The 18,558-nt window shown below is 66.0% G+C and carries 20 protein-coding genes; 11 read left to right on the forward strand and 9 right to left on the reverse strand.

All coding sequences use genetic code 11. The features are described 5' to 3' along the window. Window positions 1-14: 14 nt before the first annotated feature. On the reverse strand, window positions 15-500 hold the full coding sequence (locus JQN66_RS01120; protein ID WP_229777451.1) for an Lrp/AsnC family transcriptional regulator: 486 nt from the start codon (window positions 498-500) through the stop codon (window positions 15-17). A 106-nt stretch (window positions 501-606) separates the two neighbouring features. Here JQN66_RS01120 and kynU point away from each other — a divergent pair, with 106 nt between their 5' ends. Both kynU and JQN66_RS01130 read left to right on the forward strand, forming a co-directional pair. Then, a complete protein-coding gene (gene kynU, locus JQN66_RS01125) occupies window positions 607-1,887 on the forward strand; it encodes a kynureninase (protein WP_204676314.1) in 1,281 nt (426 codons plus the stop codon). Between the two features lie 119 nt (window positions 1,888-2,006). Beyond that, window positions 2,007-3,389 (forward strand): amino acid permease, encoded by a 1,383-nt coding sequence (locus tag JQN66_RS01130; protein WP_239464096.1) that lies wholly within the window; start codon window positions 2,007-2,009, stop codon window positions 3,387-3,389. On the opposite strand, the gene JQN66_RS01135 is transcribed toward JQN66_RS01130, so the two are convergent. After that, a complete protein-coding gene (locus JQN66_RS01135; RefSeq protein ID WP_204676315.1) occupies window positions 3,390-3,686 on the reverse strand; it encodes a hypothetical protein in 297 nt (98 codons plus the stop codon). It lies immediately after the preceding gene. A 340-nt stretch (window positions 3,687-4,026) separates the two neighbouring features. Between JQN66_RS01135 and JQN66_RS01140 the strand changes: the two genes are divergently transcribed. After that, on the forward strand, window positions 4,027-4,650 hold the full coding sequence (locus JQN66_RS01140; protein ID WP_204676316.1) for a thymidine kinase: 624 nt from the start codon (window positions 4,027-4,029) through the stop codon (window positions 4,648-4,650). On the opposite strand, the gene JQN66_RS01145 is transcribed toward JQN66_RS01140, so the two are convergent. Both JQN66_RS01145 and JQN66_RS01150 read right to left on the reverse strand, forming a co-directional pair. Continuing rightward, on the reverse strand, window positions 4,647-5,204 hold the full coding sequence (locus JQN66_RS01145; RefSeq protein ID WP_204676317.1) for a TetR/AcrR family transcriptional regulator: 558 nt from the start codon (window positions 5,202-5,204) through the stop codon (window positions 4,647-4,649). The genes JQN66_RS01140 and JQN66_RS01145 overlap by 4 nt on opposite strands. A 41-nt stretch (window positions 5,205-5,245) precedes the next feature. Next, entirely contained in the window at window positions 5,246-6,007 is a 762-nt protein-coding gene (locus JQN66_RS01150; protein WP_204676318.1) for a gamma-glutamyl-gamma-aminobutyrate hydrolase family protein, read from the reverse strand. Between the two features lie 387 nt (window positions 6,008-6,394). On the opposite strand from JQN66_RS01150, the gene JQN66_RS01155 reads away from it, so the two are divergent. The 4 genes from JQN66_RS01155 to JQN66_RS01170 all read left to right on the forward strand — a co-directional run bounded on the left by JQN66_RS01155 (window position 6,395) and on the right by JQN66_RS01170 (window position 9,721). Continuing rightward, on the forward strand, window positions 6,395-7,633 hold the full coding sequence (locus JQN66_RS01155; RefSeq protein WP_204676319.1) for an ammonium transporter: 1,239 nt from the start codon (window positions 6,395-6,397) through the stop codon (window positions 7,631-7,633). A 23-nt stretch (window positions 7,634-7,656) separates the two neighbouring features. Further along, window positions 7,657-8,004, forward strand: a complete 348-nt coding sequence (locus JQN66_RS01160; RefSeq protein ID WP_204676320.1) for a P-II family nitrogen regulator — start codon at window positions 7,657-7,659, stop codon at window positions 8,002-8,004. Between the two features lie 49 nt (window positions 8,005-8,053). Continuing rightward, window positions 8,054-9,184 (forward strand): tyramine oxidase subunit B, encoded by a 1,131-nt coding sequence (locus JQN66_RS01165; protein WP_204676321.1) that lies wholly within the window; start codon window positions 8,054-8,056, stop codon window positions 9,182-9,184. 207 nt (window positions 9,185-9,391) lie between these two features. Next, window positions 9,392-9,721 carry a hypothetical protein gene (locus JQN66_RS01170; RefSeq protein WP_204676322.1) on the forward strand — a complete coding sequence of 110 codons (330 nt, stop codon included), beginning with the start codon at window positions 9,392-9,394 and terminating at the stop codon, window positions 9,719-9,721. Window positions 9,722-9,842: 121 nt separating this feature from the next. Here JQN66_RS01170 and JQN66_RS01175 read toward each other — a convergent pair whose 3' ends face one another. Next, window positions 9,843-11,087, reverse strand: coding sequence for an allantoate amidohydrolase (locus JQN66_RS01175; protein WP_204676323.1), 1,245 nt, complete (start codon window positions 11,085-11,087; stop codon window positions 9,843-9,845). Window positions 11,088-11,110: 23 nt separating this feature from the next. After that, window positions 11,111-12,277 carry an FAD-dependent oxidoreductase gene (locus tag JQN66_RS01180; RefSeq protein ID WP_204676324.1) on the reverse strand — a complete coding sequence of 389 codons (1,167 nt, stop codon included), beginning with the start codon at window positions 12,275-12,277 and terminating at the stop codon, window positions 11,111-11,113. Window positions 12,278-12,393: 116 nt separating this feature from the next. Here JQN66_RS01180 and JQN66_RS01185 point away from each other — a divergent pair, with 116 nt between their 5' ends. The 3 genes from JQN66_RS01185 (at window position 12,394) to JQN66_RS01195 (ending at window position 14,842) form a co-directional block, all read left to right on the forward strand. Beyond that, window positions 12,394-13,269, forward strand: coding sequence for a LysR substrate-binding domain-containing protein (locus tag JQN66_RS01185; RefSeq protein ID WP_204676325.1), 876 nt, complete (start codon window positions 12,394-12,396; stop codon window positions 13,267-13,269). Between the two features lie 62 nt (window positions 13,270-13,331). Continuing rightward, complete coding sequence (locus tag JQN66_RS01190) at window positions 13,332-13,901, forward strand: TetR/AcrR family transcriptional regulator (protein ID WP_204676326.1); 570 nt, start codon at window positions 13,332-13,334, stop codon at window positions 13,899-13,901. Then, window positions 13,898-14,842, forward strand: coding sequence for a DMT family transporter (locus tag JQN66_RS01195; protein ID WP_239464097.1), 945 nt, complete (start codon window positions 13,898-13,900; stop codon window positions 14,840-14,842). The genes JQN66_RS01190 and JQN66_RS01195 overlap by 4 nt, the downstream gene beginning before the upstream one ends. Window positions 14,843-14,914: 72 nt before the next feature. Here JQN66_RS01195 and JQN66_RS01200 read toward each other — a convergent pair whose 3' ends face one another. After that, on the reverse strand, window positions 14,915-15,592 hold the full coding sequence (locus JQN66_RS01200; RefSeq protein ID WP_204676327.1) for a response regulator: 678 nt from the start codon (window positions 15,590-15,592) through the stop codon (window positions 14,915-14,917). Beyond that, window positions 15,589-16,782, reverse strand: a complete 1,194-nt coding sequence (locus JQN66_RS01205; RefSeq protein ID WP_204676328.1) for a sensor histidine kinase — start codon at window positions 16,780-16,782, stop codon at window positions 15,589-15,591. The genes JQN66_RS01200 and JQN66_RS01205 overlap by 4 nt, the downstream gene beginning before the upstream one ends. Window positions 16,783-16,904: 122 nt before the next feature. Here JQN66_RS01205 and JQN66_RS01210 point away from each other — a divergent pair, with 122 nt between their 5' ends. Further along, a complete protein-coding gene (locus JQN66_RS01210; protein WP_204676329.1) occupies window positions 16,905-17,585 on the forward strand; it encodes a hypothetical protein in 681 nt (226 codons plus the stop codon). Between the two features lie 137 nt (window positions 17,586-17,722). On the opposite strand, the gene JQN66_RS01215 is transcribed toward JQN66_RS01210, so the two are convergent. Next, a complete protein-coding gene (locus tag JQN66_RS01215) occupies window positions 17,723-18,520 on the reverse strand; it encodes a MerR family transcriptional regulator (protein ID WP_204676330.1) in 798 nt (265 codons plus the stop codon). Window positions 18,521-18,558: the final 38 nt, after the last annotated feature.

An 18,558-nucleotide genomic window follows, 5' to 3' on the forward strand; every position in this document is an offset into this window, starting at 1 on the left:
CACCTGCGCGCAGGCTAGCGCAGGTGTTCGAAGATGATATTCGTCTGCGTGGAGGAAAACGCCCGGTTCGATCCCAGGTGGCTTGCGACAAAGCCGCGCAGCTCGTCGATGGACCGGGTGGCGACCCGGATGAGAAGGTCCGGGGTGCCGCCGAGTACGAAGACGTCGCGGACCTGAGGCATGGCCGCCAGCGCCTTGGCCGCCGGGAGCATCCGGTCCCTGGCCTGCGGGGCGACGATCACGGATATCATCGCGTTGACCGTGACGCCGAGCAGCTTTTCGTTGATCTTGGCTTCGTAGCCTTCAATCACCCCGCGGGTGCGCAGCGTCTTGACGCGACCCAGGCAGGTCGACGGGGCCAGTCCCACCCGCTGGGCCAGCACGTTGTTGGCCAGGCGGGCATCCCGACCCAGTTCGCCGAGGATTGCCAGATCCACCTCGTCGACCTGAACGGAATTCGCCGCATCCGCCCCTGAAACCGCCCACATTGAATCCGGCACGGATCTTCCTCCTCATTATTTGCAAAAATTCGGAACCCAAGAAATTTTCCTGCTTCTGATTCTACGATGGAGGGACATCCATGGCATCCAGGAAGGGATTCACAGCGTGCAATCGGTACACACCCGCGAGGAATTGGCACAGCTCGATGCACAAGACCCGCTGCACCGGTTCAAGGGCCGCTTCTCGCTGCCCGAATCGGTCATCTACCTCGACGGCAACTCGCTCGGTGCGCTGCCCCACGGGGCGGCCGAACGCGCCGCCCAGGTTGTCACCGCCGAGTGGGGCCAGGGCCTGATCCGTTCCTGGAACGAGGCCGGCTGGTTCGAGCTTCCGCTGACCCTGGGCGACAAGCTGGGCCGCCTGCTGGGCGCGAACCCCCGCGAAACCGCCATCACGGACACCACCAGCCTGAACCTGTTCAAGGCGCTAGCTTCCGCGCTGCGCACCCAGAAGGCCGACGCCCCGCAGCGCCGGGTCATCATCACCGAGCGAGACAACTTCCCGACCGACATCTACATTGCCGAGGGGCTGGCAGACCTGGTCAACTCGCTGTCCCAGGAAACCGGCGTACCCTACGAGATCAAGCTTATCGACGACGAGGCATCGTTGCGCGCGGCCCTGGGCGAAGACACTGCCGTGCTGGCGCTGTCGCATGTCAACTACCGGACCGGCTCCATGTGGGACATGAAGGAGATCACCGCCGCCGCGCACCAGGCCGGCGCGCTGGTGGTCTGGGACCTGGCCCATGCCGCCGGGGCGGTCCCGGTGGACCTGAACGGCGCGGACGCGGACTACGCGGTGGGCTGCACCTACAAGTACCTCAATGGCGGGCCCGGATCCCCGGCCTTCATCTGGGTCAACGCCCGCCACCACGACCGTTTCTGGCAGCCGCTGTCCGGCTGGTGGTCCCACAACGCCCCGTTCGAGATGGCCGAGCACTACACCCCGGCTAACGACGTGCGCCGCTTCATGTGCGGCACCCAGCCGGTGACCTCGCTGGCCATGATCGAGGTCGGGCTGGATATCGCCCTGGAAGCGGACATGGACGCGGTGCGCGCCGCCTCACTGGAACTCACCGACCTGTTCATCGAGCTGGTCGAGACCCGCTGCGCCGACCACGGCCTGGAACTGGTCACCCCGCGCGAGCACGCCCAGCGCGGCAGCCACGTCAGCTTCCGCCACGAGCACGGCTACGAGATCATGGCAGCGTTGATTGCCCGCGGCGTCATCGGCGACTACCGCGAGCCGGAGGTCCTGCGTTTCGGCATCACCCCGCTCTACCTCTCGCGCACCGATATCTGGGACGCGGTCGAGATCCTGCGTGAGATTCTGCACACCGGCGACTGGCAGCGTGAAGAATACGCCGTGCGAAACGCCGTGACCTAGGCGCTATCCGCAAAAGCCCGGATCTTCGGCGAAGATCCGGGGCCAAGGCCCCCGAGTACGCTTAGACGCGGCGCGCACAGCTATCCGCGCGCCGCAGACGTACACAGCAGGGAGCATCGTTGGCACAGCAGCCGATTGGAACCAAGGGGCCCGGCCCCGGCCTGAAGAAATCGCTGACCCCTGCCCAGATGGCAATGATCGCCCTGGGCAGCGCCATCGGCACCGGACTGTTCGCCGGCAGCAAGCTCGCCATCGCGATGGCAGGCCCCTCGGTGATCCTCAGCTACGTGCTGGGCGGGGTGATCGCGCTGCTGGTCATGGGGGCGCTCGCCGAAATGACCGTGAAGCAGCCGGTGGCCGGCTCCTTCGGCGTCTACGCCGAACGCTACCTCGGCCGCTACGCCGGCTACCTGACCAAGTACATGTACTGGTCCGCGCTGATCTTCGCGGTCGGCACCGAAGTCAGCGCCATCGGCGAATACATGCAGTTCTGGTTTCCCGAGGTGCCCGGGGTGCTGTGGGTGCTGCTGTTCTCGGCCGCCCTGCTCGCGGTGAACTTCTCCAGCGTGAAGGTCTTCGGAACCACCGAGTACTGGTTCTCCGCGATCAAGGTCTTCGCGGTGATCGCGTTCATCGTCGTGGCCGCCTGGCTGGTGTTCCATGACCCGACGGACGGCTTCGGGGTTGCGAACTACACCGCGGAATCGGGCTTCTTCGCCAACGGCCTGTCGGGCACTTGGAGCGCGGTGATCGTGGCGATCTTCTCCTACATGGGCATCGAGGCCATCTCCATCGCCGCCGCCGAGGCGCGCAAGCCGCAGCTCGCGGTGCGCAAGGCCTTCAAGGTCTCCTTCCTGCGCCTGCTGCTGTTCTACGTGCTGACCATGGCGCTGATCCTGGCCATCGCGCCGACCAGCGAACTGGTTGCCGGCGGTTCACCCTTCGTCACCGTCATGGACCAGGTGGGGATCCCGTTTGCCGGCTCGGTGCTGAACTTCGTGCTGATCATCGCGGCGCTGTCGGCGATGAACGCCCAGCTCTACGCCGCGACCCGCATGCTGCACTCGCTGGCCGATGCCGGCCACGCCCCGAGGCTGGCGCACCGCACCAGCAGCAACGGCGCCCCGGTGCACGCCGTGTGGATGTCGGCCGGAGGCATTGGGGTGGCGGCGGTCGCGGTGGCGGTGCTCCCCGAGGAAGGCTTCGGCCTGATGATGTCCCTGGCGACCTTCGGCGCGCTGGCCACCTGGTTCATGATCCTGCTGACCCACGTCGGCTTCCGCCGCCAGGCCGCCCGCGAGTGCAGCCCGCTGGAATTCAAGCTGCCGGGTTACCCGGCGGCCTCCATTCTCGGCGCAGTACTGCTCGGCGGACTGCTGCTGACCACGCTGTTCGTCGAGGAATTCAAGTTCACTCTGGTCTTCGGCCTGCCGTTCGTGGTCGTGATGTCACTGCTGTACCGGCTGGTTTTCGCCCGCCGGCACCCGGCTCGGCTTCGCTGACTACGCGCGCAGCCGGAAGAAGGAGCTGCCCGCCACCACATGGGAGCCGGGGATCAGCGCGATCTTCAAATCCGGATTGAACTGGCCCTCGATTTGCGTTCCCGGAACCACCGCGGCACCCAGCGCCGACGGGTCGACAGGCTCGAGGACCCACTTGCGCGGTCCCGCGCCGATATGCAGCAGCCCGGTGCCGCCATCGAATTGCAGCCACGCGCTGATCCAGTCATTGGCGAAGCGGGGCAGGGGATCGGCCAGGTGCGGGCTTGCGGCTACGCCGAGGTATGTTTGGTTGCTCATGGGTGCACGCCTTTGCAGGTTGTTGTCCTTGCCCGAAGCGCCGGATGCGCGGCGGGCCGCTTCGTCATCCGAGCCACCCGCCGTGCAACTGTGTGGGGTTGGCGCCTGATCGGTCGGAGCCTTGCCGGAACCCGTGGGGTTCTGGCGATCAGATCTCGTGAAGCTGGTTCCATGCTATAAAAACGTTCCAGCGCGAGGGAAGCAGCGGCTGGGATCTGCTCGCCGCAGTGTCATAATCATTCGCAGGGCGACATGCAGCGTCATGGATGCCTCGTTTCCTGGCGCTAAAATCGTAGGTGGCCTGCCGTTGGCAGGCCGACGAATTCGACAAGGGGCGACTGTGGCCAAGCTGTATTTCCGATACGGGGCAATGAACTCGGGCAAATCGACGAGCTTGCTGCAGGCCGCCTTCAACTACGAGGAGCGCGGGCAGCGGATCCTGCTGGCTAAGCCAGGGGTGGATACCAAGGGAGAAAGCTCGATCGTTTCCCGGCTCGGGCTGAGCCGGGCGGTGGACCTGATCGTGGGGCCCGCGGACAAGGTCCGCGAGCAGTTCGCGGCGCAGGCCTCGGGCGACGACCCGGATGCGCTTGTCCCGCACATCGACGCGCCGCCGGTGGCCTGTCTGCTGGTGGACGAGGCCCAGTTCCTGAGCCGCGAACAGGTCGACGACCTGCTGCGCATTGCGGTGCTCGATGATGTTCCGGTGCTCGCCTACGGCATCCGCACGGATTTCCGCACGCGCGCATTCCCCGGCTCGGCCCGGCTGATGGAACTGGCGCACTCGCTGGAAGAGCTGAAGACCATTTGCCGCTGCGGGCGCAAGGCCATGTTCAATACCCGGCGCGTGGGCCAGGATGTGGTGTTCGACGGGGACCAGGTGGCCATCGACGGCGAGGACGTCTGGTACGAATCGCTGTGCGCCGCGTGCTATCTGGAGCTTTCCGGGGGAACGCTCGGTTAATCCTGCGCGGTGGCGCAGGCCGGGGAAAGCAGCCCGGCGACGGCCCGTTGCAGGCCCCAGTCGTAGCCGTCGCTTTCCTCCGAAGCCACATCCAGCTGGATGAGGTTCTGGCGGTAGGCGACAGAGCCCAGCACGTGGTTGAGCAGCAGCTGCTGCCCGAAGCGCGCCCGCTCGGCATCCAGCCCGGCCTGCTGCAGCAGGGAACGCAGGAGCAGCACCGGCTGAAGGTCCTTCACCTGCATGGCGCTGGCGACCTCGATGACCTCGGGACTGTCCTGGATGGGAAGCAGCGCCAGATAGAGCTTGCGCATCAATTGGAGCACCGCCTCGCCCGGCGAGGCGAAGTCCTCGGCCCGCACCGCGAGGGCGGGGGTGTTCAGCAGCTTCGCGGCGACCTGGGCCAGCAGCTCCTGCTTGTTCTTCACGTGCCAGTACAAGGCGCCGACCTGGACATCCAGCTCCTTGGCCAGGCGGCGCATCGACAAATCAGCCAATCCGAACTGTTGCAGGATGTCGACCGCGGTATCCACGACCGTTAACTGAGTCAATGCCATGCCTCAAGTCTAGACGTACGCCCCGGCCCGCGAGGTGGCGGCTAGGCAACCACGAGGTGGCGCCGCAGGATCCCACCCTCGCCCGCGGTCGGCCTCGCGTGCTGGCGGGCCAGCCGACGGATCAGCGGGCCCAGCTGGGAACCGGCGGTCTGCGAGTGCTCCGGGTGCCATTGCACCGCAGTGGCCTTGGCGGAATGGTGGACCACCGCTTCGATCACCTCGTCGTTGGACATGGCCGCGATCTGCAGCCCCGCCCCGAGGGAGTGGATGGACTGGTGGTGCGAGCAGCGGTGGACGTCCCTGGCCGACAAGTCCTCGGCCAGCTCATCGGCGACAAAACCCGCACGGGTCAGCGCAAACGGATCCCTTCCTTCGCCCCGGTGGCCCTGCGTGTTGTGCAGGTGCTGCACCAAGGTCCCTCCCAAGGCGACGTTGAGCAGTTGCATCCCGCGGCAGATGCCCAACAGGGGCGTATCGGTGGCCATCGCGTAGCGGATTGCGGCAATCTGGTTGCGGTCGGCCTGCGGCTCATGGGCTCCGGATCCCGGGTAGTCTTCCGGGCCGTTGTAGAGTTCCGGATCCACATCCTCGCCTCCCATGATGATGACTGCATCCGAACGATCGACGGCCTGCTGCACCTGTTCCAGTGACAGCTGCCGGGTCGCGACCAGTTCGGGCTCGTGTCCCTCCGCGCGGATCTGCGCGGCGGTGTTGGCATTGAGCTCGTCCAGCTCCAGCTGGAATCCGGGGTTGTGCTCGCGAGTGTCGCGGATATGCAGGACGGCAATTTTCAACGGTTCCATGTCGGGCTCCATTTGGCCTTGGCCGCTCCCGGCAGATGCGTCGGGGCGGTAAATTCGCGGGGTGCCCTGCCAGTGTAGAAGCGCGCGATTTCGCGATTGCTTCTGGAGTGTTTCACCGGGATTTCAGAATATTCTTCAATAGTTTTCCGCTAATAATCGCGTGCTGGCGTGTATGAATGTGTTCTTGAAAATACTCCCGATGTGAATGCGCGGCAAAAAATATTTCGGGCTGCGACACGCAATTTACACAAATTTCACGACCTCGATATGTGGCTCAAATGATGAAACATTTTGTTTCTTCGCAGAAACAGAATTGAAAGCACCGCGGAATCTCCCGTCGATAGCTTGGACCTACTCGCACTCAAACTCTTCGAAAGGGGTCCCGTCATGGAAGCTGCTGACATGGCTTGGCTGCTGGCGGCATTCGCCATGGTCCTGCTGATGTTTCCCGGGCTGGCAATGCTGTACGGCGGCATGCTCAACGGACGCAATGTCTTGAACATGATGCTCATGGTGCTCAGCTCGCTGGCCGTGACCGGCGTCGTCTACGTCGTGGTCGGCCACGGGCTGGTGCTCGGCGACTCGGTCGGCGGCTTGGGGCTCATCGGCAACCCGCTGGACTTCTCGTTCTACACCGACTTCATGAGCGATGACGAGGCCGGGGGAACCTTCTGGGCGGCGTTCTACGTCTTGTTCGCCGCGATCTCCGCCGCCCTGGTGGCCTCGGGCGCCGCAGGCCGCATGAAATTCGGCTCCTGGCTGGTTTTCGTGGCGTTGTGGGTCCTGGTGGTCTACAGCCCGCTGGCGCACTGGGTCTTCGCCTTCGACAATCCGGAAGCCGGGACCGTGGGCGGTTGGATGCGCAACCAGCTGGGCTTCCATGACTTCGCCGGCGGCACCGCGGTGCACATGAACGCCGGCGCCGCGGGCCTGGCCCTGGCGGTGGTGCTGGGCCGCCGCAAGGCGCAGGCCGGACGTCCGCACAACCTCCCGTTGATGATGATCGGCGTGGGCCTGCTGGCCACCGGCTGGATGGGTTTCAACGGCGGCACGGCCGGCGGCGCGAATTTCCTGGCCCAGTACGTGGTGCTGACGACCTTGTTGTCGCTGTGCGGCGGCATGCTCGGCTTCATCGCCATCGAACGGATCCGCGACGGGCATGCCACCATGCTGGGCCTGGGAACCGGTGCGATTGCCGGCATGGTCGGCATCACCCCGGTGGCCGACGTGGTCGGCCCCGTCGGCGCCATCATGGTCGGCTTCCTTGCTGCGGCGGCCGCGGCCTGGGCCATCACCTGGAAACGCCGCCACCGCATCGACGACTCGCTGGATGTCTTCGCGGTGCACGGCATCGCGGGCATCACCGGTTCGCTGTTCGCCACGTTCTTCGCCAACCCGGCGGCTCCCGGCGGCATGGCGGGCATCGTCTTCGGCGGAGCGTTCTCCGAGCTGGGCAGCGAGCTGATCGCCATCGCGGTCACGCTGGGCTACAGCTTCTGCATGACCTTCGCGATCCTGTGGGTCATGAACAAGATCCGCCCGATCCGCGTGGACGAGGCGGACGAGGAAGCCGGACTTGACCGTTCGGTCCATGCCGAAACCGCCTACGACAGCCGTCCGTTCTAAGCCCCGCATCGAAAGGCAGGCAAATGAAACTCGTCACCGCAGTGATCAAGCCGATCCGGCTCGAAAGCGTGTGCGCCGCATTGGAGAAAGCCGGATTCACCGGGATGACCACCACCGAGGTGCAGGGCCGCGGCGTCCAGGGCGGGCGCACCGAATACTACCGGGGCCAGGAGTACTCGGTGAACTTCCGCACCAAGATCCGCCTGGAACTGCTCGTTCCGGACGCGAAGGTGGACAGCGCGCTGGGCGCCATTCTCGACGCAGCGCGTACCGGCCCGGACGGCGAAATCGGCGACGGCAAGGTCTGGGTCGCCTCGCTGGAGCAGATCATCCGCGTCCGCACCGGCGAAACCGGCGAAGCCGCCATCTAGAAATCCACCAACCACCAGCTTCCGCACGTCATTCACGAAAGGTCCACCAATGACCGCAATCAACTTCCGCTACCTCAGCGAACAGGACATGATCGCCGCCGGCGTCACCGATATCGCCCGCTGCACCGACGTCATGGAAGAGGCGCTGATCCTGCTGCGCAACGGCGATTACATGATGGCCGGGGAGCACGGCAACTCCCATGGAGCGATGATCACCTTCCCCGAGGTTCCGGTCCACGCCGGCATGCCGTGCGACGGCCCGGACCGCCGCTTCATGGCGATGCCCGCCTACCTCGGCGGCCGCTTCGGCACCACCGGCGTCAAGTGGTACGGCTCCAACACCGCCAACCGCGCCAAGGGCCTGCCGCGCTCCATCCACCTGTTCACCCTGAACGACACCGATACCGGGGCGCCGCTGGCCATCATGAGCGCCAACCTGCTCAGCGCCTACCGCACCGGTGCCGTGCCGGGCGTGGGCGTCAAGCACCTGGCCAGGGAAGACGCGAAGATCGCCGCCGTGGTGGGGCCGGGCGTGATCGCCAAGTCCGTCATCGACGCCACGCTGACCCTGCGCCCGGGCATCGACACCGTGCGCATCAAGGGGCGTTCGGCCGCCGGGGTGGAATCCTTCGCCGCGTACATCCGCGAGAACTTCCCGCAGGTGGCCAACGTCGTCGCGGCGGAAACCATCGAGGAGGCCATCGCGGACGCGGACATCGTCATGGCCACCACCAGCACCGACATCGAGGGTTCCGGGGCCTTCCCGTACTTCCCGGCCTCCGCCATCAAGCCCGGAGCGCTGTTCCTGCTGCCGGCCGCGGCCAGGTTCGACGACGACTTCGTGATCAACCAGGCCCGCCTGGTGCTCGATGCCCGGGGGCTGTACGACGCCTGGGCCGAGGAATACGACACCCAGGCCTACGAGCTGCTGGGCATCCCCGGCACGCACTTCCACGACCTGATGCGCGCAGGCAAGCTGCCCGAGTCCAAGCTGGAGGAAATCGCGGACGTGGCCACCGGCAAGATCCCCGCGCGCCGCAATGACGAGGAGATCATCCTCTACTCGGTCGGCGGCATGCCGATCGAGGACGTGGCGTGGGCGACCGACCTGTACCGTTCGGCGGAGCAGCAGGACCTCGGCCAGGTCCTGAACCTGTGGCAGACCCCGGTGCTCGCCTAACGGCACGCGGGTAAGAGACCCGGGCCTCGGACACGGGGCCCGCATGGATGTAGTTCCCCGGACGGCGGTGTGTGGCCCCCGTCCGGGGAACTGCTATTTAATGCCCGCGTCCCGCAGGGCGGCGGGTGGGGCCGGGGCCGGATGCGCCAGGCAGCCGATAGCATGGGGTCCTAGGGATGCACGGGGAGGTGCTTGTTGATGAGGCCAATGGCCGAAGTTCTGGTTTTCGCGGCATCCGGCGCGGGGATTCTTCTCCTGCCGGGCTACGCAGTGGGCTGGCCGCAGCTGGCCCTCGCGATGGTGTACTGGCTGGCGACGCGCAACGCGGCCCGGACCCAGCCGCGGCCGGTGGCGAGGATCTACCGCCGCAATACGCTGATCCTCTTCGCCGCATGCTTCGCTGCCCTGCTGGGGTTCACCACGGCCGCGGGGCTGCTGCTGCTCGTGCTCGGCCTGGTGGTCGCGGTACGTGCGCGAAACTACGGGCACCCGAATCCCGACCGGAACGACGTCCCGGTGCTGTTGAAGTCCTTCTGACCGCAGCGAGCCTCGGGTTCCCCCGGCAGCCGTGGCCGCGCGCGAAAGCCCGGGGCCTCAGCCGGAATTCTCCGGATGCGGCCCCGGGCGTGCACGGCGGCGCAGCGGCTGGCGCCCGGGCTCAGCCCAGCAGGCCCTGCAGCGCGTCGGCCAGTGCCAGCGCGCCGCGTTCGGCATCCGCGTCCTCGACATATTCCTCGGGGGAGTGGGAGATGCCGCTGGGATTGCGGACGAACAGCATCGCGCTGGGCACGTGCCCGGCGAGCACCCCCGCATCGTGGCCCGCTCCGGTGTCCAGCACGGGAGCATCGCCCAGCGACGCGCCCAGCTGGCCCGACAAGCGTGCGTCGAAGCCGACGGTCGGACTGAGCGATTCCTGCGAGAACTCGAAACCGCAGCCTTCCTCAGCGGCGATGAGCTGCGCGGCGCGGTGGATGTCCTGGACCACGGCTGCGGTGACCGCGTCGTCCGGATGCCGGACATCCAACCAGAAATCCACGCGCGAGGCAATGACATTGGTGCCGCCGGGAACTGGGTGCAGCCTTCCGACGGTGGCGCGGGCGTTGTCCTGGGCCCGGGCGATCTGCTGCACGGCGGCGATGGTCCGGCCGGCGGCGACCATGGGGTCGCGGCGGTCGCGCATGAGCGTGGTGCCGGCGTGGTTGCCCTGGCCGGCCATGGACAGCTTCCAGCGCCCGTGGCCCAGGATGGATCCGCCCACGGCCACCGGATGCTGCAGCTCTCCAAGCCCGAGCCCCTGTTCCACATGCAGTTCGACGAAGGCGCCGAGCTGCCCGAGCAGCGCCGGATCCGCTCCGATGCGCCGTGCGTCCAGCCCATTGTGCGCGGCGATTTCGGCGAAGGTGTTGCCGTCCGGATCGCGCAGGTTCAACGCCTTGTTCCGGTCGATGGCGCCGGTCAGCAGCCGGGAGCCCAAGCAGGCCACCCCGAAGCGGGAGCCTTCCTCCTCGGGAAAAACCGCCAAGACCAGCGGGCGGGTGCGCTCCAGGTTCCTGGAACGCAGGATGTCCACGGCGACCAGCGCGCTGGCTACCCCCAACGGGCCGTCGAAGGCGCCGCCTCCGGGGACGGAGTCAAGGTGGCTTCCGGTGGCCACGGCATCCGCACGGATCCCGGAGGGAAGGTCCCACCAGGCCCAGAGCGCGCCGTTGCCGTCCTGCTCCACGCTCAGCTGGCGGGCGGCGGCCTGCTCGGTGAACCAGCCGCGAAGGTCCAGCTCCGCAGTGGAATACACGGGCCGGGTGTAGCCGCCGCGCAGCCGGTCCCGCCCGATGTCGGCGATCTGCCCCATCAGCGAGGTGACGGTGGGTGCGTGGAGGGTGTTTCCGGTGACGGGATGCTGCATGAGAAAGCTCCTGCGGGTTCGGTCTAGGCCAAGGTCTTGGCGTGGGAGGACAGGCGGAAGAGCTCCGGTACCGTTCCGGTTCCGGTGGCCAGGTCTGCGGCCAGGTCCCCAAGCAGCGGGCCGAATTTCGCCCCGTGTCCCGAGCAGGGGGACATGATGGTGATGCCCTGGGTTTCGTCCATGATGAAATCCTCGGTGGGCGTGGACGTGAAGATGCAGGTGGTCTCCGCGTACGGGGTTGGATCCAGGCCGGGTAGATAGCGCTTGACGTAGTCGATGACGCGTTCCCTGTTGGCCGGATCGATGCGTCCGTCCTGCGCCGCGGCGCTGTCCATGCGGCGCCCGCCCATGTATTCGGCGACCTTCTGGCCGCGGAACCCGGCATCGCGTCCGCCGGGCAGGCCGTAGGACCTGAACGCGGGGTCCTTGTGGATATAGGTGGGCCAGGCCAGCCGGGCCTCGGGGTCCTGGTCGAGGTAGGGGAAGTGGTATGCGTTTTCCTGGTAGACGTCCATCGTCGGCACGCTGCCTGCGAAGCCCGCGGGCAGCGGCAGGTTGCCCAGCAGCCCGGGCAGCCATCCTCCGGCGGCCACGACGATCCGGGATCCGATATAGGATCGCCCGTCCGCGCTGTTGACCTGGTAGCCGCTGCCGGCCGGCTCAATGGATGCGACGGGCCAGTTGGTTTCGATCCGGGCGCCATGCGCCTTGGCCTGGGCGACCATGGCCAGCACCGACCGCTCGGCGTCGATGACGCCGGCACCCGGGTGCCAGAGCACCTCGGTGTCGAAGGCGATGCCTGCGAAGCGGGCGCGGGCGTCGGCGGCGCTGAGCAGTTCGTGCTCGACTCCTGCGGATTCCAGCACCGCTGCCAAATGGCGGGGGTTGCGCAACGCCCCGTAGTCGACCGAGCCGTGCGGGGAGATCAGTTGCTGCCCGCTGGCCAGCTCGAGTTCGTCCCAGGCGGTGCGCGCCTTGCAGACCAGGTCCGTGTAGAAGCTGTCCGGGTAGGCGTAGCGGAAGATGCGCGCCGAGCCATGCGAACTGGCGTCCGCGGCGGCGGGAACCGTGCGTTCAAGCAGGGCGACTTCGTGGCCGCGCTGCGCGAGCTTCCATGCGGCCGCGGCGCCGGTCAGGCCCGCTCCGATCACAATGTATTCGGCGGATGGCGCGGGGGTGGACTGGCTCATTGTGTGCTCCTGGGCGGCGGTGTGCGGTTGTTCCTCTTTTAGTAACCCATGAAAATCATTAGTCAGTCCAATACTATTTTCAGTCAAATTATTAGTTTTTATGTAACAATATTCTCGTGGAACTTCGACAGCTTCAATACTTTCTCGTAGTGGCCGAGCACCTGCACTTCGGGCGGGCCGCCGATGCGCTGCGGATGTCGCAGCCGCCTCTGACCGTTGCGATCAAGAAACTTGAACAGGAACTCGGGGTGCAGCTTTTCAGCCGCACCACGCGCAGTGTCGAGCTGACCCCTGCGGGGCGCGCCTACCGCGAGCGCATCAGCCCGCTGCTGGCGGATCTTGAGCGGGCCAACCATGAATTGACCGAGGTCGGACTTGGGCTGCGGGGCAGGATCGCCGTGGGTTTCGTCAGTTCGGCCAGCTATGCGGCGCTGCCCGGAGCCATTCGGCTGTTTCGCGAGCGGCGGCCCAACGTGGATCTCGCACTGCACCCGCTGACCACCAATGAGCAGATTGACCAACTGCTCGAAGGAAAGCTGGATCTGGGAATTCTGCGCGACCCGGGCCCGGTTCCCGGGCTGGTGCTCACCGAGGTCCATGCCGAGCCGCTGGTGGTGGTGCTGCAGGCGGGCCACCGCCTCGCGGGGCAGGCGGAGCTGGAGATTGAGCAGCTCTTGGGGGAGGGCTTCGTGCTCTTCCCCTACAAGCACATGAGCGGCTTCTTCGCCTTGGTGCATTCGCTGTTCGATGGTTTTGCCCCGCCGCGCATCGTGGAACGCGCCATCCACCAGGAGACCATTCTGGGGCTGGTGGCCGCGGGGCTCGGGGTGTCGATCCTGCCCGCTTCGGTGGCTCGTTTCCATATGCCGGGAGTGCTGTTCCGGCCGCTCGCCGGGGATCCGCGCAGCGCCCTCTACTCGGCAACAAGCACGGCCAATCCCGCGGCCGCCGTGTTCGGGCAGTGCCTGCAGGAAGCCGCCGGCGACGCCTAGACCGATCGGTCTAACTAGACTATTCTGTCTAATTAGACAGATTAGTCTAGTTGGAGGTTCACATGTCCCCGCGCCTCGATGCCCGGTCCAAGCTCCTGGATGCCGCAGCGCGTCTTTTCTACGCCCACGGCATTTCCGCCACCGGCATCGACGCCGTCATCGCAGAAGCAGGCGTGGCCAAGATGAGCCTCTACAACAATTTCGAATCCAAATCGGGTCTGGTCGCGGCCTACCTGCAGGCCCGCCACGAAGAATGGCTCGAACTTTATCGCGCCCGGCTCGATGCGTCCTCGGATCCGGTTGGCGGCGTGCTGGCCATCGTGGACGCCTACCTTGACCATGCCGAAGCCGGCTATGAGCACGGTTTCCGCGGCTGCGGGCTGCTGAACGCGGCCGCCGAGCTGCCGGCTGGAGACCCCGGTCGAGCCATCGTGGCCGGGCACAAGGCCCAAGTGGAAGACCTGCTCCGCGAGCATCTGGAATCGCTGACCGATTCCCGGCAGGCCGCCGCGCTCGCCGAACAGATCTCTTTCCTGCTTGAGGGCGCCATCTCCCGCGCCGGGCTGGAAGGCCACAGCGAGTTGCTGCATCGTGCCAAGTCGCTGATCACCAGCATGGTGCGTGCCCTGTGAAGGGCCTCGCCGGAGGAGGACAAAGCGCGGCGGTGCTGATGCTGCTGGCGGCTTCGGTGCTCTGGGGGACCACCGGCACCGCCGCGGCGCAGGCCCGCGACGTTTCGCCCCTGGCCATCGGGGCGGCCTCCCTCGGTATCGGCGGGCTGCTCCAAGCGGTGCTCGGCGCACGTTCCATGAGGGCAGCCCGAATCCCGTTGGTGATCAACCGACGCCTGGTCTTTCTCGGGGCCCTGGGCATCCTGGTTTATCCGCTGGCCTTCTATTCGTCCATGCATCTGGGCGGCGTTGCCCTGGGAACCGTGATTTCGCTGGGGACCGCTCCGCTGTTTTCTGGGCTTCTTGAGCGGTTCATCGACGGAATCAAGCTCACCTCCCGCTGGTATCTGGCGGCGGCGCTGGGAATCGCCGGCAGTACGCTGTTGGGATTCGCCAGGGCCGCGGGGGATGGCGGCACTGCCGGAACCGTCGCTGCCAGCTGTCTGCTGGGGCTTGCCGCCGGGGCCAGCTACGCGGTCTACTCCTGGGCCGCCGGACGGCTGATGGCCAACGGGATTCCACGGAAGGCAGCGGTGGGGTCGGTCTTCGGCCTGGGAGGTTTGCTGCTGATGCCGGTGCTGCTGGCCACCGGGGCGCCGCTGGTACAGGATCCGTTGAATTTCGCGGTCGCCGCCTATCTGGCTCTGGTCCCGATGTTCCTGGGCTACATCCTGTTCGGAATCGCCCTGTCCAGGGTGCCGGCCAGTACCGCAACCACCGTCACGCTCAGCGAACCTGCCGTTGCCGCGGCGCTCGCCGTGTTCCTGCTGGGCGAGCGCGTGGGCCTGATGGGGTGGGTGGGCATGGTGCTGATTGCCGCGGCGCTGGCCGTGCTGCTGCTTCGGCCACGTGCAATGGCGCGGTCACGGTGCCAGGCGGCGGCGCTGCTCAGTGCAGACTAGGTCTTGATGCAGCTTGCAGCAGCTCATTGCCGCACCTGATGAACTGCATGAACTTCGAAGCTCTGCCCACGGCTAAAGCCCGGCGGCGCCGGGACGCAAGAACCCGCATTCGTAGGCGAGGACCACTGCCTGCACGCGGTCGTGCAGGGCAAGTTTGGACAGGATTCGTGCAACGTGTGATTTCACCGTGGCCTCGCTGAGGAACAGCGCTGCGGCGATCTCCGAATTGGACTGACCTCGCGCGAGGTGGGAAAAGACGTCCAGTTCGCGCTCGCTCAAAGCCGCCAGCGCCTGCGGAGTTCCATGACCCGGCGCAGGAGATGCCACGTAGCGTTCGATGAGCCTCCGGGTCAGCGCCGGGGCCAGCACCGTCTCGCCGCGTACCACCGCGCGAATGGCTTGGATCAGCTGGTCACGCGGGGAATCCTTGAGCAGGAAGCCGCTGGCGCCGGCAACCAGCGCGGCGTAGACCAACTCGTCCAAATCGAACGTGGTCAGCATCAAGACGCGGCTGGAAGAGCCGGAAGCCGCTAGCCTGCGCGCTGCCTCAATCCCGTCCATGACGGGCATGCGCACATCCATGAGCACCACATCCGGATGGTGCTCGTGGACGAGCTGAAGGCATTCGCGCCCATTGGAGGCTTCGGCGACCACCTGGAGTTCGTCCTCCAGGTCCAAGATCAACTTGAATCCTTCGCGCACCAGTTCCTGGTCGTCGCAGAGCAGGACGGTGATCGATGACGGGTTCATGGGGTGCCCCGCTTCTGCCTTGCAGGAAGCGTCGCCGACACGGTGAAACCGCCCGCATCGGTGGGTCCTGCGAGCAGCGTGCCGCCTGCTGCGCTCACGCGCTCGCGGATGCCCAAGAGCCCGTTTCCGGTAGACAGCTCCTCGGTGATATTAAGTTCCCGCTTGCCGGACGGAGCGTCATTCTCGATCTGGATGCATACCTGATCCTCATCCCCATAGATGCGCAGCCGGCAGCGCGCCGTGCCCGCATGCTTGCGCACGTTCGTCAGCGCTTCCTGCACAATACGGAACACTGCAAGCTCGGTGCCCTGGGATACCGGTGCAATCCTTGAAATATCAACTTGCAGGTCAAGCCCTGATTCTCGCATCGTAGCAACCAGCTGTTCCAGATCATCCATTCCATGCGCGGGACTCAGCGCCCCGTCCGCCGGACCTGCTTCGGCGCTGCCTTCAGTACGCAGCACCCGAAGCAGCTGGCGCATGTCGCCTAGCGCCTCCCTGGCACTGCCGCGGATTGCCTTCATCGGCGGCACGGCGCGGGCCGGGTCCTTGAGCAATGCGGCCTCTGCCGCATCCGCCTGCACCGCAATCACGCTCAAACTATGGGCTACCACGTCGTGCAGCTCGCGGGCGATCCTGATCCTTTCCTGCGCCACCGCGATCCTAGCCAGGTCGTGGCGATGCTGTTCCGCGCGAATCGCCTGCTCCTTCCAGGAGTGGGTGCCGCGGCCGAATAGCCAGACGCCGCCGAAGACCAGCACATCGAAGGCGTAATCGGTTCCGCCTTCAAGCCATTCGCAGATGAACTGGCTCGCCAACACGATTGCAAGGCCGAACAGCGCATATCCCTCGCTGTGTTCAGCCGCGACCGTGTACACGCAGACGAGAAAGACAACCAGTGCCCACAACGTGGACGACGAATGGCCGGCCAGCAGGCTTTGCGCGACGGCGAGTATCGAGACCACCGCCGTCGCAGTCAGAGGCAGGCTGCGTCGCACCGCTATGACCGCGGTGCTCGTGACCGCAATGGGCAGTGTGGCAATCAGCGGTCTTTCCATGACCTGGCCGGTCAGCAATCCGCCTACCGCAAGGACCCCCAGCGCGAGGGCTAGCACCACGTCGTTGACCGGAAGAGACCAGATCAAGCGGCCGGACCAGGGAAGGCGCAGCGGATGCTTCATGAACGACATGGTACTCCTGCACCGGGTGCCCCTGACTCGCCATTCGGGATGATTGCCATAGGCCGAAAGGCGCAGTGAAAATGGCCGTCCGAACGATGCCCCAACGGCGTGCCCGAGTGCACGCTGGAGCCATGAAAACTACAACACGTTCACGCATTTGCGCATTCCTTCTGGTCTTCGGCGCAGTGGCATTCGCCGCCGCGGACCTGCTGCGACGACTGGTCGAGCCCGGAGGGAATCCGGACGCCCAAGCATTGACCCAGGCGGTGGCCCAGCACCCCGCCAGCTGGGAGACGGCGGGGCTGCTCAGCATCGTTGCCGGCATGTGCCTTGCCGTGAGTGCCTTGGCACTGGTTCCGCAGCATGGCGTTCGCGGCTCGCGGATCACCGTTTCCGGTGCCGTGATGATGTCGCTCGGGGCCATGGCCTCCATCGGCCATGCTGTCGCCTTTTATTCGCCGTACTCGTTGTTTGCTGCGGCACACACATCTGCCAGCCAGCTCGCCGCCATCGATGCGGCGTCGGAATCCTCGCTGCAGCTGCTGGTGCTCATCTATACGTTCATGGCGGGCATGACGATCGGACCGATAGTTCTGTTCATCGGGCTGCATCGTGCGCACCGAATTCCAGTCTGGTCGGTCGCCGCAGTCATCGTTTTCGTGGTTTGCGGCAGCACCGGAGGCATCCTTCCGGGAGCCATCGGGGCGGCGGCGGCCCTGGCCGCGTTCGTCCCGGTTGCCGGCACCCTGCTGCACGCCATGGCGGGGCATGCATCGCCACCGCTTGGAAGCAGTCCTCTCAAAGCCGCTTGATCCCGTCGTCCGCAACATGCGACAGGCTGGGAACGGCGGCACCGCGCAAAAAAGTCGTCACCAATTAGCTGGTGTCGAACTGCTACGGCAGTTCGACACCTTTCCGCGAGAGCATGCAGCGAACCGCCGCCCTTGGATTAGCCGCGTGCGTAGGGCTGCTGCAGCTCGGTGACCCAATCGGACTGGTCCGCCGGTTCGGATCGCACGTACAGTTCCCGGCAAGGTCCGCTGGGGGCCGAACCCCGGTCCAGGATTTCCTGATGCACCGCCTGCCAGCTTTCGTGGATGCGGTCCATGGAGCCCAGATGCACCCCGCACAGCGCGGCCGGCTCGGCCCCAAGCTCAACGATGTCGCATCCGGCCACTGCCGGCCCGGCATACTCGAAACCCGCCGTGACTTCCAGACCATCTTCGACCGAACGGTACCGGGCAACGGCCATGGAGTCGGGATTCTCGGGAAGCGCGGCCTCGACTTGGGCGAACATGCCGCCGATGACGCCCGCGATTTCGGGCTGGGACTGCACTGTGCGTGTCAGCGCGGCGAGCCGCAGCGCTGGCAGCGGCTTGTCGATGAGTTCAATCCGGGACATGTGGTGCTCCTGTTCGATGAGATCCAGCCGGCGTTGGACATCCGCCAGTCTGGTAGTCGCCAGTTCGTACTCGGCGGCGACATCCGACCTGCGGGCTTCCAGCAGGTCCTTGAGCCGTTCGAGGTCTGCTGCGCCTTCGAGCATCAGCGAGATTTCCGCCAGTCCGAACCCCAGCTGACGCAGGGCAACGATCCGGTGCAACCGGTGCAGTTGCGAGGGATCGTAGGATCGATAGCCGCTGGCCTGATCCACGTGGGCGGGGACCAGGAGGCCAGCGGTGTCCCAGTGCCGAAGCATCCGGTGGGTCACCTGGCCGATCTGCGCGAACTGCCCAATGGTCAACATGTCTACAGTTATCCCATCTGACACCGTGTCAGGGTCAA

Origin of the sequence: Glutamicibacter protophormiae, assembly GCF_016894325.1 — a bacterium.
GTDB classification, from domain to species: Bacteria; Actinomycetota; Actinomycetes; order Actinomycetales; family Micrococcaceae; genus Glutamicibacter; species Glutamicibacter protophormiae.

Excerpts from the sequence above, each read along its gene's own strand:
- JQN66_RS01135 (WP_204676315.1), bottom strand. The coding sequence starts at position 3,686 with ATGAGCAACCAAACATACCTCGGCGTAGCCGCAAGCCCGCACCTGGCC.
- JQN66_RS01145 (WP_204676317.1), bottom strand. The coding sequence starts at position 5,204 with ATGGCATTGACTCAGTTAACGGTCGTGGATACCGCGGTCGACATCCTG.
- JQN66_RS01150 (WP_204676318.1), bottom strand. The coding sequence starts at position 6,007 with ATGGAACCGTTGAAAATTGCCGTCCTGCATATCCGCGACACTCGCGAG.
- JQN66_RS01155 (WP_204676319.1), top strand. The coding sequence starts at position 6,395 with ATGGAAGCTGCTGACATGGCTTGGCTGCTGGCGGCATTCGCCATGGTC.
- JQN66_RS01160 (WP_204676320.1), top strand. The coding sequence starts at position 7,657 with ATGAAACTCGTCACCGCAGTGATCAAGCCGATCCGGCTCGAAAGCGTG.
- JQN66_RS01165 (WP_204676321.1), top strand. The coding sequence starts at position 8,054 with ATGACCGCAATCAACTTCCGCTACCTCAGCGAACAGGACATGATCGCC.
- JQN66_RS01170 (WP_204676322.1), top strand. The coding sequence starts at position 9,392 with ATGGCCGAAGTTCTGGTTTTCGCGGCATCCGGCGCGGGGATTCTTCTC.
- JQN66_RS01175 (WP_204676323.1), bottom strand. The coding sequence starts at position 11,087 with ATGCAGCATCCCGTCACCGGAAACACCCTCCACGCACCCACCGTCACC.
- JQN66_RS01180 (WP_204676324.1), bottom strand. The coding sequence starts at position 12,277 with ATGAGCCAGTCCACCCCCGCGCCATCCGCCGAATACATTGTGATCGGA.
- JQN66_RS01190 (WP_204676326.1), top strand. The coding sequence starts at position 13,332 with ATGTCCCCGCGCCTCGATGCCCGGTCCAAGCTCCTGGATGCCGCAGCG.
- JQN66_RS01200 (WP_204676327.1), bottom strand. The coding sequence starts at position 15,592 with ATGAACCCGTCATCGATCACCGTCCTGCTCTGCGACGACCAGGAACTG.
- JQN66_RS01205 (WP_204676328.1), bottom strand. The coding sequence starts at position 16,782 with ATGTCGTTCATGAAGCATCCGCTGCGCCTTCCCTGGTCCGGCCGCTTG.
- JQN66_RS01210 (WP_204676329.1), top strand. The coding sequence starts at position 16,905 with ATGAAAACTACAACACGTTCACGCATTTGCGCATTCCTTCTGGTCTTC.
- JQN66_RS01215 (WP_204676330.1), bottom strand. The coding sequence starts at position 18,520 with ATGTTGACCATTGGGCAGTTCGCGCAGATCGGCCAGGTGACCCACCGG.